The following is a 14,352-nucleotide window of genomic DNA, read 5'->3' on the forward strand; positions in this document are numbered from 1 at the left end:
TGGAGAGAGTTTCCCTTGTTTTCATACGAAAGTAATAGCAATTACATAGAGGTGAAGGAAATGGAATTAGTAGAAATTAGACAGGAATTAGAGAAAATGGCTAAGAGATTAGCGGCTTTTAGGGGGTCTCTTTGACCTCCCTACTAAGGAGAAACAAATTGCAGAATTAGAAGAAAAAATGATGGGCGCAGGATTTTGGGATGACCAACAAGGCGCTCAAACTGTAATTAACGAAGCAAATGCGTTAAAAGATATGGTTGGAAAGTTCCGTCAGTTAGACGAGACGTTCGAAAACTTAGAAGTAACGCATGAACTCTTAAAAGAAGAATATGATGAAGATTTACATGAGGAATTAGAATCGGAAGTAAAAGGCTTAATTCAAGAAATGAATGAGTATGAGCTTCAATTACTATTAAGTGATCCTTATGATAAAAATAATGCGATTTTAGAATTACACCCAGGTGCAGGTGGAACAGAGTCACAAGACTGGGGTTCTATGTTATTACGTATGTATACACGCTGGGCTGAAAAACGTGGATTTAAAGTAGAAACAGTTGACTACTTACCAGGTGATGAAGCCGGTATTAAGAGTGTTACTTTATTAATTAAAGGTCATAACGCTTACGGTTATTTAAAAGCAGAGAAAGGTGTACATCGTCTTGTACGTATTTCACCGTTCGATTCTTCAGGCCGTCGTCATACATCATTCGTATCTTGTGAAGTTGTACCTGAGTTCAATGATGAAGTTGAAATTGAAGTGCGTACAGAAGACTTAAAAATTGATACGTACCGTGCAAGTGGAGCTGGTGGACAGCACATTAATACGACAGATTCAGCAGTTCGTATTACGCATACACCGACAAATACGGTTGTAACGTGTCAGTCAGAGCGTTCTCAAATTAAAAACCGTGAGCATGCGATGAAAATGTTAAAAGCAAAATTATATCAAAAGAAATTAGAAGAGCAACAAGCACAATTAGATGAAATCCGCGGGGAACAAAAAGAAATTGGATGGGGCAGCCAAATTCGTTCTTACGTATTCCACCCGTATTCTCTTGTAAAAGACCATCGTACAAATACAGAAGTTGGTAACGTACAAGCAGTTATGGATGGAGAAATTGATCCATTTATTGATGCTTACTTACGTTCTCGCATCTAATAACCAGTGGGGGAATCCCCACTGATTATTAGCTTTAACAAATCTGATTTTTACGGGCAGCCCGACCCTCACCTAACTTCTTTGCTTTTGTTGAATTTTGAGGTAGGGGTCTTACTACCCAGTAAATAGTGGGATAAGAGAAAAAGCCAACAAAATTGTTGGCCCATGCTGAGAAAATAGAGGATATACAACGTTTTGTTTATATGGATGAAGTACAGGGGAAGAGAAGTTGGAAACGACAACTTCTCTTTTTGATGGGGTTATATGCAGAATACAATGTTGTATATTGTTTTGTAAAAAGTAGAGAATAGTAAAACAGAGCGGCAATAGAGTAAGATTTTATAAAGAACTTTTTTGATTTGTCTTTTAAAAAGATTCTTTATAGAAGTTTTTACGTTGTTCACAGAATTGAAACAAATTATGGAAGCTTTATTTTATCAGGGTTCTCACTGTATTTTTCAAGAATATGAAATATACCTTAGTTTTTCTATATAAAGATAATGCTTATAATAAAAATGAGTGTGTTAGGAATGAAAAGAATATCAACAATGGGGAGCGATAGAATTGAAAAAGAAATTGTTGGCTATTGCACTAGGTACATCAGTCGTTTTTGCTTTAGGAGCATGTGGAAATAAAGAAGAGAGTAAGCCTTCGAAACAATCTGCAAGCACAGATAGCCCAGAGCAAATTTATCAAAAAAGTTGTATAGGCTGCCATGCGAAAGATTTATCAGGAGCAACTGGACCGGATTTACGAAAAGTAGGGCAGAAATATGATGCAGCAGAGATTGAAAAGATTATTGAAAAAGGTCGCGGTTCAATGTCACCGGGAATTATTCAAGGTGAAGATGCGAAAAAAGTAGCTGAGTGGTTAGCTGAACATAAATAAAAAGAGAAAAATGGGCGAGTTGATTATATAATCTTATCTAAAAATGACTTTGGATAAGAGTTATAACAACTCGTCTCCTTTTTCTGGGATGTAACATAACTGTAACAAAAATGTATCCGAACTGGAAACCGTTTGATGTTACAATGAGGTTTGTAGAATTTTGCTGAAATATATTACATAGAGTAGCGGTGCGAATAAAAAGCATGTAAGTAAGCTGCCTTCAACAAGAATGGTTAAATGAAAATAAAGGATTCCTTTTTATTTTCACATGTACAGGAAAGTATTTCGAAAAAAAATCATTAAGCATTGGGTGATAAATAATGATAAAAATGACGAATGTTTATAAGGAGTACCCGAATGGTATGAAAGCCGTTGCTGGTCTCACAGTTAACATTAAACAAGGTGAATTCGTATACGTAGTTGGACCGAGTGGAGCCGGAAAATCTACATTTATTAAAATGATGTATCGTGAAGAAAAGCCAACTACAGGATCTATTAATGTAAATGGACTTACTATCGAATCATTGGCAGAAAGAGATGTTCCATATTTCCGTCGTCAATTAGGCGTGATTTTCCAAGATTTTAAATTATTACCTAAATTAACGGTATATGAGAATGTTGCGTTTGCTTTAGAAGTAATTGAAGAAGAACCAGATGCGATTCGTGAGCGTGTTACTGAAGTGTTAGGACTAGTAGGTCTAGATGATCGTGCAGACGCACTTCCAAGTGAACTTTCAGGTGGAGAGCAGCAACGTGTGGCTATTGCAAGAGCGATTGTTAATAGACCAAAGGTTGTAATTGCCGATGAGCCAACTGGTAATTTAGATATTGAAACAGCTCTTGATATTATGAAGATCTTTACGCGCATTAATGAGCGTGGTACAACGATTGTTATGGCGACGCATAATGCAGATATCGTAAATACAATCCGTCATCGTGTAATCGCGATTGAAGGCGGAAAAATTGTTCGAGACGAGATTGAGGGAGGATACGGATATGAAGGCTAAAACCCTTAGTCGACATTTGCGAGAAGGTGTAAAAAATCTATCCCGTAACGGATGGATGACATTTGCTTCTGTAAGTGCAGTAACAGTTACATTATTACTTGTAGGTGTCTTTTTAACAGCGATTATGAATATGAACCATTTTGCTACAAAAGTAGAGCAAGATGTAGAAATTCGTGTACACATTGATCCAGCAGCAAAAGAAGCTGATCAAAAGAAATTAGAAGAAGATATGAGTAAAGTCGCGAAAGTAGATTCTATTAAATACTCTTCTAAAGAAGAAGAATTGAAACGTTTAATTAAAAGTTTAGGCGATAGTGGAAAAACGTTCGAGTTATTTGAGCAAGATAACCCACTGAAAAACGTATTTATTGTAAAAGCGAAAGAGCCAACTGATACAGCACAAATTGCGAAAAAGATTGAAAAAATGCAGTTTGTAAGTAACGTTCAATACGGTAAAGGTCAAGTTGAAAAATTATTTGATACTGTAAAAACAGGACGTAATATCGGGATTGCATTAATTGCAGGTCTTTTATTCACAGCGATGTTCTTAATCTCTAATACAATTAAAATTACAATTTATGCTCGTAGTACTGAGATTGAAATTATGAAACTTGTAGGTGCAACAAACTGGTTTATTCGTTGGCCGTTCTTGCTAGAAGGATTATTCCTAGGAGTATTAGGATCAATTATTCCAATTGGTCTAATTCTAGTTACGTATAATTCACTGCAAAGTGTGTTTAATGAAAAACTTGGCGGAACAATTTTCGAGCTTTTACCATACAGCCCATTCGTATTCCAATTAGCTGGTTTATTAGTGTTAATCGGTGCGTTAATCGGTATGTGGGGAAGTGTAATGTCAATTCGTCGCTTCTTAAAAGTATAAAAAGTTGCAAACATAATTCGTACAAGCTTATCATATAGTAGAAATAGGTAAAGGCATCACACGCTGTGTGATGCCTTTTGCTACACCACCTGTGTGTTTTGGAAAGGGGAATTCCGCATTGAAACGTAGAGTTGCAATTATTGGAATGGTTGTTGCATTTTTAATTGGTGCTGGCGGAATGTTTGCAGGAATGTCTGTATTTGGGGTTAACCCAGCAGAAGTAACGCAAACAATTTCGAGTGGGAACGCTAGCACGACGCAAGGGAATTTGGCAAAAATTAATGAGGCATATGGACTAATTGATTCACGTTATGTGGAAGACGTGAAAGATGACAAGTTAGTTGAAGGTGCAATACAAGGCATGTTGTCTACGCTGAAGGACCCTTATTCCACGTATATGGATAAAGAAACAGCCAAACAGTTTAGTGAATCACTTGATCCCGAGTTAGAGGGGATTGGGGCTGAGGTGAACAAAACAGACGGTAAGCTTATTATCGTATCGCCAATTAAAGGTTCACCAGCAGAAAAGATTGGAATTAAGCCGAATGACCAAATTTTATCTGTAGATGGAAACAGTGTAAAAGACTTATCGCGTGAAGAAGCTGTATTAAAAATTCGTGGTAAAAAGGGAACGACTGTCGCGATTGAAATTAAACGTGCAGGAGTAACTGATCCGATTGTATTCAAAATTAAGCGTGAAAAAATCCCAATCTTCACGGTAGTTAGTTCTGTGAAACAAGAGAATGGAAAAGATATCGGTTATATGCAAATTACTTCTTTTGCTGAAAATACAGCGAAAGAATTTAAGGATCAGTTAAAAGAGTTAGAGAAGAAAAACATAAAAGGTTTAGTTATTGACGTTCGTGGTAATCCTGGTGGCTATTTAAATAGTGTAGAAGATATACTAGGAGAAATTATGACGAACAAAAAGCCGATGCTACAAGTAGAGCAGCGAAATGGAGAGAAAAAGAAAATCTCTACAGAGCTGAAAGAGAGGAAGCCATATCCAATTTCAGTATTGATTGATAAAGGAAGTGCTTCTGCTTCGGAAATTTTAGCTGGCGCATTGAAAGAAGGAGAAGGTTACGATTTAATTGGTGAAACAACATTTGGTAAAGGAACTGTTCAGCAAGCCGTTCCGTTTAAAGATGGCAGTAACATTAAATTAACGATGTTCAAATGGTTAACTCCAGATGGAAACTGGATTCATAAAAAGGGAATCAAGCCAACTGTAGAAGTGAAACAACCAGATTACTACCATGCGACGCCAATTCAAATTGAAAAAACACTTTCATACAATTCAAATGATGTGCAAGTGAAGCATGCGCAAGAGATGCTGAAAAGCTTAGGTTATGTACCGGGGCGTGAAGATGGCTACTTTAGTAAAGAGACAGAATCAGCACTGAAAGCATTCCAAAATGCGAATGAGATGGAAGCGACAGGACAGCTTGATAAAAAGACAGCTGAGGCAATCCAAACTAAAATCATTGAAAAAATCCGTTCTGGAGAAAATGATCTACAATTACAGGCAGCATTAAAATTAATAGCGAAATAAGAAGAAATACAGGCATTTTATTGCCTGTATTTTTTTGTGTTAAACAAACGTTTGTCCAGTTATGATAATATAAAAAGAAAGAATGATATAAATGGTGGTGAATGAGTTCGTGGAGGCATGGCTTTTTGAAATAATGCGGGCAGTTGGACGTTTTTTCTTGCACCCTGCTGTCTATGTATTTTTAATAAGTAGTATCTTCGTTGGATATTTACGTATATTACGAGAACGAAAAGATTTTTCTTTTAAAGTTTATGATATTTGGTTTGAATTGCGAACATCTCTATTTGCAGGGCTTGGATATGGATTAATCGTATCTATTATTACGATTGGGCTTGGACTTGTTGTTTCCAAGGCGAGCTTATGGGCCATTTTACTTTGGACATTATTATTTGGATTAACTGCTATGTATCGATATTTATCGGCAGCTTATACGTTCAGTATCGCAATTGTATGTGTTTTATTATCTTCTAAGCTGCCAGTTTCCTTCTTACAGCTTGGAGAAGGTGAAGAGGGTACGATTGTATCTCTTGCTATTTTACTAGGCATCATGCTTGTTGTGGAGGGCTTATTGATTTCTAAAAACGCGGTGAGATATTCTACACCGAGGATTAGGAAGGGGAAACGTGGGCTCAAGATTGGTTTACACGAATCGAAGCGTTTATGGATCGTGCCGATTTTTATTCTTGTACCAGGTGATGCGGTAACCCAGTTTATTTCATGGTGGCCTGTCGTTTCAATAGGGGCAAATACATATTCTCTATTCCTCGTTCCATTTTTAATTGGATTTATGCGAAAGATTAGAAGTTATGAGCCGACGGAAGCTTTACTCTTTACAGGAAGACGTGTTTATGGATTAGCTGGTCTTGTACTTGTTTTAGGGGTCGCGAGTTATTGGTGGCACGTACTTGCTATTATTGCAATGGGTGTCGCAATGCTTGGACGTTTTACGATTTCGATGCAAGAAAAAATTGTAGATGAGACAAGACCGGCATATTTCGCTGCACGCAATGATGGACTTGTTGTGTTAGATACAATTCCAAATACAATTGGGGCCGAGCTGAATTTACTGCCTGGAGAAATAATTACGAAAGTAAATGGAGTCGTTCCAAGGAGTGCCGAAGAATTTTATGATGCGCTTCAAACGAAAACAACAGGAGCTTTTTGTAAATTAGAAGTGGTAGATACAAATGGTGAGCTTCGTCTTGCTCAAACAGCATTATATGCTGGAGGACATCATGAGTTAGGCGTTGTATTTGTTCAGCAAGAGCACGAGTGGGATTCGGAAGCGATGTAATAAAAATGAGGGTGTTACCACTAGGTGACACCCTTTTTGTTTGATTGGGAGCAGCAGTACATGAAATTTATATCGGCGGTTATCAGAATATATCAGCGCAATTGATATATCGGCGATTATTAAAATATATCGACTTTCTGGAAAAAAACAACAACTATCGCAAACCTTATTTGCAGTTTCGTAGTCGAATAACTTGAATAATTATTTGATAATGGTTATCATTTAGGGAGTCTTTTAATTTGGAAAAGGGAGGAAATATATGCTACGTAAATTTTTTTCTTACTATAAACCGTATAAAGGTTTATTTATACTCGATTTTTCTTGCGCGGTTATCGCAGGATTACTGGAACTTGGTTTCCCGCTTATCGTAAATCAATTTATTGATAAGTTATTACCAGGACAAAACTGGACGCTTATTTTATGGGCTTGTTTTGGTTTACTTGCAGTTTATATGTTAAATGCAGGTTTACAATATGTTGTTACCTACTGGGGGCATATGCTAGGAGTTAACATTGAAACAGATATGAGGCAGAAATTATTTGATCATATTCAAAAGCTATCATTCAGATTTTTTGATAATAATAAAACAGGTCATCTAATTTCACGTCTTACGAACGATTTAATGGAAATTGGGGAAATTGCTCACCACGGGCCAGAGGATTTATTCATCGCCGTAATGACTTTAGTTGGGGCATTTTCATTTATGATGATGATTAACTGGAAGTTAGCGCTTCTAACATTCTTTGTAATTCCATTCCTATTATGGTTGGCGCTTTACTTCAATAAAAAAATGACGGGTACGTTTAGACGTTTATTCTCAGATGTTGCTGATTTTAATGCATGTATCGAAAATAACGTCGGTGGTATTCGCGTTGTACAAGCATTCGGAAATGAAAAGTTTGAGAAAGACCAATTCGCTGTGAACAATGCTCGTTTCCGTACAACGAAATTAATGGCGTATAAAATTATGGCGCTAAACTCATCCATTAGTTATATGCTCATGCGTCTCGTAACGCTCTTCGTATTAATATGTGGCACATGGTTTGTTCTGCAAGGTGAGTTAACGTATGGTGGATTTATCGGATTCGTCTTATTAACGAATATTTTCTTCCGACCAATTGAGAAAATTAATGCAGTTATTGAAAGTTATCCGAAAGGAATCGCAGGTTTTAAAAGGTATGTAGAACTTCTTGAAACAGAGCCTGATATTGTGGATTCTAAAGATGCAATAGAAGTAAAGCATGTACACGGTGATATTCACTATAACAACATTACGTTCGGATATGAAAATAAAGAACCAATCTTAAATGATATTAGCTTGAAAATACACGCAGGTGAAACAGTTGCGTTCGTTGGGCCATCAGGGGCAGGGAAAACAACGTTATGTAGTTTATTACCACGCTTTTATGAGCAGGAATCTGGGTCAATCCAAATTGATGGCATTGATACGAAAGAGATGACTTTATCGTCACTTCGTAAACAAATTGGAATTGTACAGCAAGATGTATTCTTATTCTCAGGAACGATTCGCGAAAATATCGCTTATGGAAATTTACAGGCTTCAGAGGCTGCAATTTGGCAGGCGGTAAAACGTGCCCAGTTGGAGGATTTAATTTACTCGCAACCAGACGGTTTAGATACAGTTATCGGTGAGCGTGGTGTGAAACTTTCAGGGGGACAGAAGCAGCGTCTAGCAATTGCTCGTATGTTCTTGAAAAACCCGCCAATTTTAATATTAGATGAAGCGACTTCTGCATTAGATACAGAGACGGAACTTGCTATTCAAAAATCACTTGCAGAACTAGCTGTCGGTCGTACAACATTAGTTATTGCTCACAGGCTTGCAACTATTAAAAATGCGGATCGTATCGTCGTTGTAAATAAAGATGGTATTGCAGAACAAGGTTCGCATGAGGAATTAATTGAGCGAGGCGGAGGGTATAGCCGATTATACGAAGCGCAGTTTAGTTCGTAAATATAATTTCTGCTGAATTCGTGCACCATAAGTAAGTGGAAATCTTATATGGGAGGCTATAAAGCATGATTGTAACAACAACATCTACAATTCAGGGGAAAGAAATTATTGAGTATATTGATATCGTGAATGGAGAAGCGATTATGGGTGCGAATATTGTTCGTGACCTTTTCGCATCTGTTCGTGACGTTGTCGGCGGCCGTGCAGGCGCTTATGAAAGTAAATTAAAAGAAGCGCGCGACATTGCAATGGAAGAGATGAAAACATTCGCAAGGCAAAAAAATGCGAATGCCATCGTTGGTATCGACGTGGATTACGAAGTAGTTCGCGAAGGAATGCTAATGGTTGCGGTGAGTGGGACTGCTGTCCGTATATAAAGTGAAACTTTAATCAGTGGGGGCATCCCGGCTAGTTATTAGCCTTCACCAACTGGGCATTTAATGCCCACAAGTAGCAAGATAAAGTGAAAAGCCGTGCTGGTGCACGGCTTTTTGTTATTGTGATGTCTAATATTATCTTTATGTCGAAGCCACGATATTTCTTGGGAAATGTGGAAGGCCCCGTCGATATATAGGGAAGACATTAGAGCGCTTCTTTACACCGCTGAATTTGAACTAATAATTTTTCATATTCTTGTTCAAGAAATGTGATGTCATCGTGATGATTGGGTATAGAAATCCGGCTGATGACTTCTGTTAATTTCGTTTGTAATCGCAATAATTCTTGTTCAGTAACGTTTACGGAAGCTTGAGTGGTTCTTTTAATGTATTGTTCGTAATTGCCATAGAATATTCTTGGTTCGCTCTCATCTACTTGTAGAATATGGTCTGCAACAGAACGAATAAAGGCACGGTCATGGCTAATAAAGAGTATAGTGCCAGGATACTCTTGTAACATGTTTTCTAATTCTTCCTGTGTTGTTAAATCTAAATAGTTCGTCGGTTCATCGAGCAGGAGCATATTATAGTTTCCTAAAAATACTTTTGCGAGTGCAACCTTCATTCGTTCACCCCCGCTTAGAACGTGCACAGGTTTATGAACATCTTCACGACGGAATAGAAGCCGGGCAAGTATTGTGCGAACGAATGCTTCTGTATAGTTGGTTTCTTCTAGAACGTTCTCTAAAATGGTTTTATCTGTTTTTAAAATGGATAGTGCTTGTTCAAAGTATCCAATTTTACAACTTTTTGAAAGCTGAATGCCACGTTCGTTTGTGAGAAGCATATTGAACAAAGTTGTTTTGCCACTTCCGTTTGCTCCTAAAATAGCTAATTTTGCACCAGGGGCAATAGTTCCATTCATATTTTTAAATAGTGTGCGGTCGCCTATTTTCTTTGTTGCTTTATTGAACTGTACTGCCACTTTACTATGAATGGGTGTATGGTATTGCACGTCAAACTGAGCCTGAGAAAGATCTTTTGGCTTTTCTTTCTTTTCTAGTTTTTCGAGACGTGTTTCTAATGCTTTGGCTGCTTTGCTAACCTGTTCTTGCCCATGAGCCCCGCTTAACTTATAAAGTTTAGATTCAGATGAACTGAACCGAGTTGGGATTTTTGTCATGCTAGAAGCACGTTGCTTTTTTTGTGAAATTGATTGCTCTAAACGATTTTTTTCTTGTATATATTGCTCATACTCTGCTTGCTTTTGTATTCGTTCACGTTCTTTTTGCTTTCGATAGTTGGAATAGTTTCCTTTATACTCTTGAATCATGCCGTCTTCAATTTCAATGATTTTTGTGCATATATTATCTAAAAAATCACGATCGTGCGATATTAAAACAAGTGCCCCTTTATAAGATAAAAGTGCTTTTTCTAATTGCTCTGTACCGGCCATATCTAAGTGGCTCGTTGGTTCATCAGCGAATAAAATGCCTGCATCTCGTTCGAGAGCATGGGCAATCTTTAGCCGCATTCGTTCGCCGCCGCTCATTGAATTTGCGACGTTTGAAATACTCCATTTTCCTTTTGCAAGAGAAGAAGCGGTTTCCAGTATTGTATCGCTAAGCTGAGGAATGATGCTGATAGAACTATGATGAGTTACTGTCCCTTTGTCAGCTTCTATTTTTTTACTTAATATTTGCAATAACGTAGATTTTCCAGCTCCGTTGACTCCAACGATTCCTATGCGATCGTGTGCGTGAATTTCTAGCGATGGTAACGTAAATATGGTACGGTCACCAAAGCTCTTTTCAATATTACGTGCGAATAAAATACTCATAAAAAAACCTCCCTAGTTTCACTAGAGAGGATAAATGTCGCCCTTCAATGTAAAAATCGTACATAAATAAACGATTTTTCACATGATCGTCTCGAAAGAAAGTATCGACAAATGGACAGACTAATCCCCTGCTAGTTTTCATCATTTTTGTTCACTATTTGTGATGGATGAAATAAATAAGAGAATTAGAACTTCATTGGTCAAAGTACCTTCCTTTCATAATATTATTTTTATTGTATGCGCATACAAACGGGTTTGTCAAACTTATTTCTGTTGGCTATTTTTAAATTTGCTATTATACAGTTGTGCCTTTGTAAGTGCTTCAGCATCATTTTTGATTTCATCCAATCCATTCGCATCCCCGATAATATACCCTTCAAATGATGAACCAACAAAATCAAAGATATACTGGAATTGAGCAATAAGTGGCAATGCTTTCAGTTTCGGATTGTCTCCGCCAACGATGACGACGTACATTTTTTTACCTTTCATTTTCTCTTTGAAATGAAGAGAGGTATTGCGTAAGCTTTGTGACCAGCGATCAACGAAGTTTTTCATATGGCCGCTCATTCCGTACCAGTATAGTGGTGTAGCAAAGATAATCGTGTCGTGCTCTAGCATGCGTTTGGTTAATTGCTCGTAGTCATCATTTACAGGTTGAAATCCTTCAGCATCATGGCGTTGGTCTGTAATAGGATAAATGGTATGGTCACGTAAATAAATTTGTTCTGCTTTCATTCCATCAATCATCATATATGTTAAGGCTTCCGTATTCCCATTTTGTCTTGAACTGCCGTGTATAACAAACATGCAATCATCCCTTTTCTTTTTCTTGTTTTAGGAGTGAAACGTGTTTTTGTAAATTCGTTTGAATGTTGGAAAGTAATGAGATTTGCCTTGTTACTTCATTGAGCTTATCTTCGTAAAGTGCAAGGATACTGCTGCATGGATTTTCGTATAGATGTGGTTCGATTTCGAGGCAGCGTAGCATTCTTGCGGTTTCTTCTAAATTTAAGCCGAGCTGTAAGTACATTTGGATAAGCTCTACTTTTTCAATGGCACTTTTATCGAAATCACGATAGCCGTTTGTGAGGCGATTTGAAGGGAGCAATCCCTTTTCTTCATAATGTCTTAGTGCTCTTTCGCTAACGCCAGTTTCTTTTGATAACTCTCCAATTCGCACTGCATTTCACTCCTTTTACATGTATTGTAAACCTTCACACTAATGTGAAGGTCAACTCTGTTTTTTCGCAAAAGAATCTACATGATTTAAAAACACTTGAATGGCTTTAGATGGAATGAAATATTTGCCACGCACGATGGAGAATGGACGAATTAGTTTTTCAGTTGGAACTTCGACGTGGAATAGTTCTTGGGTTAGTAGTTCTTTCCGCACGGTCCAATCAGAAAGTATAGCGATGCCAAGCCCGGCAGCGACGGCTTCCTTTACACTTTGAATGCTACTAAATGTAAAGAATCGTTTCATTTTTAAATGGTGTTGATGAATAAAACGATCGCTATAGGCACGTGTCCCAGAGCCACTTTCTCTTAATACCCATACTTGGTCTTGGAGAGTAGCTTCGTTTATATCCTTGATGTGAAGTAATGGGTGATTTGGAGGGACGACGAGCTTCATTTCATCTTGCATAAACGTTTCAACGTCTACGTCAGCATATACGACTTGCCCCTCTACTAAGCCGATATCAATTTGATTAGAGCGAAGGCTTTGCAAAACTTCTTCTGTATTAGAGATAAGGGTATGAACTTCAACGTGCGGATTTTCATTGGCATAGTTAGCGAGTATTTTGGGAAGTAAGTATTCGCCAATTGTAAAACTAGCGCCGATGCGAAGTGTTCCTGTTACAACGTTATGTAATTCGTTAATTTCCTGTTTTGCATCATCATAAAGAGAGAGCATTTGCTTTGCATGTATGTATAATATGTTTCCAGCTTCCGTAACTTGTACATGCTTTGGGGAGCGCTGAATGAGTGTAGTTCCAAATTCATTTTCCAGGTTGCGAATGTGCATGCTTACACCGGGTTGTGAAAGGTTTAAAAGTTCTGCTGCACGAGAGAAATGTTTCTGTTCAACGACAGTCACAAAGATTTTCAAAATGTCGACGTTCATTTGTTGGCCCCTTTATTTTTGTTTTTATTCTATCATAAGTATTTCTGATGATAGAGATTTAATATTAATATTAAACTTATTATAAAAACTCTCTTATAATGTAAGTAGAAAGAACATGCATGTTCCAATACGATTATTGGGGTGGTACAAGGTGGAACAAACACTTGTTATACAAAAGAAAAAGGGCTTTGGATTTTCGCAAGGTATTGGGATTACATTATTAATCGCCATTGCTGCGAAATATTTAGCGGAGCTTCCATTTTTAAATATTATGGGACAATTAGTAATTGCTATTCTAATTGGGATGATTTGGCGCGCAGCGATTGGAGTCCCTCCAGAAGCGATAGCGGGAACGAACTTTGCGAGTAAGAAGTTGCTTCGCTTTGGGATTATCTTACTTGGAATGCGATTAAATCTGGTTGATATTGCGAAGGCTGGGCCGAAAGTATTGGTCATCGCAGCGGTAGTTATTACATTCACCATTTTCGTTGTATATGGATTGACAAAAGTATTTAAAGTAGAAAAGAAACTTGGGATTTTAACGGCGTGTGGAACGGCGATTTGTGGTGCGGCAGCGGTCGTGGCAATTGCACCACAAGTGAAAGCGAAGGACGATGAAACGGCGGTTGGTGCCGCAATTATTGCTATTTTAGGTACGATATTTACGCTTATTTATACATTATTATATCCAGTGCTTGGCTTATCTCCGTACGGTTACGGTGTATTCTCGGGAGCGACGCTGCATGAAATTGCTCACGTAATTGCGGCTGCGGCACCAGGCGGTAGCACGGCTGTCGACATCGCAGTTATCGTGAAATTAACGCGCGTTGCGATGCTTGTACCAGTAGCGATTTTAATTGGGTTATGGTTTGGTAAGAGCGAGGGAAGCGAAGAAAAGAAATCGTGGAAGGAGCTTCCGATTCCTTGGTTTATATTCGGATTTTTAGCGATGAGTGCGGTGCATTCACTCGGGATTATCCCCGAAGTTGTTGCCGGCTATATTGTAATAATTGCGTACATGCTTATCGCAATGGCGATGGCAGGTCTCGGTTTAAATGTAGAGTTTAAAACGTTCCGTAAGTTAGGAAGCAAAGCATTTGTAGCAGGGCTGATCGGCTCGGTTTGTCTTTCTATTCTTGGATATGTTCTTGTATGGGTATTAGGATTTATGTAGTAGAGGAGAAAGCTGTTCCAAAAGATATTTTGGGACAGCTTTTTCTTATGATTATAGCGCTATGGATTTCAG

The 14,352-nt window shown here is 37.9% G+C and carries 13 protein-coding genes; 9 read left to right on the forward strand and 4 right to left on the reverse strand.

The annotated features are described in order from the left end of the window. The first annotated feature begins 60 nt into the window (after positions 1-60). The 8 genes from prfB (at position 61) to JDS95_RS16840 (ending at position 9,138) form a co-directional block, all read left to right on the forward strand. Positions 61-1,159, forward strand: a protein-coding gene (prfB, locus tag JDS95_RS16805; protein ID WP_096001583.1) for a peptide chain release factor 2 whose coding sequence is annotated in 2 segments (ribosomal slippage) — positions 61-132 and positions 134-1,159 — 1,098 coding nt in all. Because the reading frame shifts where the segments join, the coding sequence is not laid out codon by codon here. Positions 1,160-1,723: 564 nt separating this feature from the next. Further along, positions 1,724-2,047: a cytochrome c551 gene (cccB, locus tag JDS95_RS16810; protein WP_000727967.1), complete on the forward strand. Its 324-nt coding sequence runs from the start codon at positions 1,724-1,726 to the stop codon at positions 2,045-2,047. Positions 2,048-2,367: 320 nt separating this feature from the next. Further along, positions 2,368-3,054: a cell division ATP-binding protein FtsE gene (gene ftsE / locus JDS95_RS16815; RefSeq protein WP_000594334.1), complete on the forward strand. Its 687-nt coding sequence runs from the start codon at positions 2,368-2,370 to the stop codon at positions 3,052-3,054. Beyond that, entirely contained in the window at positions 3,044-3,937 is an 894-nt protein-coding gene (ftsX, locus tag JDS95_RS16820) for a permease-like cell division protein FtsX (protein ID WP_000645031.1), read from the forward strand. Before ftsE ends, ftsX begins: the two co-directional genes overlap by 11 nt. A gap of 118 nt (positions 3,938-4,055) precedes the next feature. Further along, the gene (locus tag JDS95_RS16825) at positions 4,056-5,492 is read left to right on the forward strand and encodes a S41 family peptidase (RefSeq protein WP_000830307.1); all 1,437 of its coding nucleotides are present in this window, start codon (positions 4,056-4,058) and stop codon (positions 5,490-5,492) included. Positions 5,493-5,601: 109 nt separating this feature from the next. Beyond that, the gene (locus JDS95_RS16830; protein WP_000388656.1) at positions 5,602-6,786 is read left to right on the forward strand and encodes a PDZ domain-containing protein; all 1,185 of its coding nucleotides are present in this window, start codon (positions 5,602-5,604) and stop codon (positions 6,784-6,786) included. Between the two features lie 259 nt (positions 6,787-7,045). Beyond that, positions 7,046-8,761: an ABC transporter ATP-binding protein gene (locus JDS95_RS16835; RefSeq protein ID WP_000944601.1), complete on the forward strand. Its 1,716-nt coding sequence runs from the start codon at positions 7,046-7,048 to the stop codon at positions 8,759-8,761. Positions 8,762-8,826: 65 nt separating this feature from the next. Continuing rightward, positions 8,827-9,138, forward strand: a complete 312-nt coding sequence (locus tag JDS95_RS16840) for a heavy metal-binding domain-containing protein (protein WP_000637523.1) — start codon at positions 8,827-8,829, stop codon at positions 9,136-9,138. Between the two features lie 205 nt (positions 9,139-9,343). Here JDS95_RS16840 and abc-f read toward each other — a convergent pair whose 3' ends face one another. From abc-f to JDS95_RS16860, 4 genes are all read right to left on the reverse strand, one after another. Then, positions 9,344-10,978, reverse strand: coding sequence for a ribosomal protection-like ABC-F family protein (gene abc-f / locus JDS95_RS16845; RefSeq protein WP_000025426.1), 1,635 nt, complete (start codon positions 10,976-10,978; stop codon positions 9,344-9,346). A gap of 264 nt (positions 10,979-11,242) precedes the next feature. Next, positions 11,243-11,788 (reverse strand): flavodoxin family protein, encoded by a 546-nt coding sequence (locus JDS95_RS16850; RefSeq protein ID WP_000497641.1) that lies wholly within the window; start codon positions 11,786-11,788, stop codon positions 11,243-11,245. 4 nt (positions 11,789-11,792) lie between these two features. Next, on the reverse strand, positions 11,793-12,161 hold the full coding sequence (locus JDS95_RS16855) for a MerR family transcriptional regulator (protein WP_001219184.1): 369 nt from the start codon (positions 12,159-12,161) through the stop codon (positions 11,793-11,795). Positions 12,162-12,212: 51 nt separating this feature from the next. Further along, positions 12,213-13,106 (reverse strand): LysR family transcriptional regulator, encoded by an 894-nt coding sequence (locus tag JDS95_RS16860; protein ID WP_001099967.1) that lies wholly within the window; start codon positions 13,104-13,106, stop codon positions 12,213-12,215. 151 nt (positions 13,107-13,257) lie between these two features. Here JDS95_RS16860 and JDS95_RS16865 point away from each other — a divergent pair, with 151 nt between their 5' ends. After that, positions 13,258-14,280 (forward strand): YeiH family protein, encoded by a 1,023-nt coding sequence (locus JDS95_RS16865; RefSeq protein ID WP_000438410.1) that lies wholly within the window; start codon positions 13,258-13,260, stop codon positions 14,278-14,280. Positions 14,281-14,352: the final 72 nt, after the last annotated feature.

This window comes from Bacillus cereus group sp. N24, assembly GCF_016483345.1.
GTDB lineage: Bacteria > Bacillota > Bacilli > Bacillales > Bacillaceae_G > Bacillus_A > Bacillus_A toyonensis.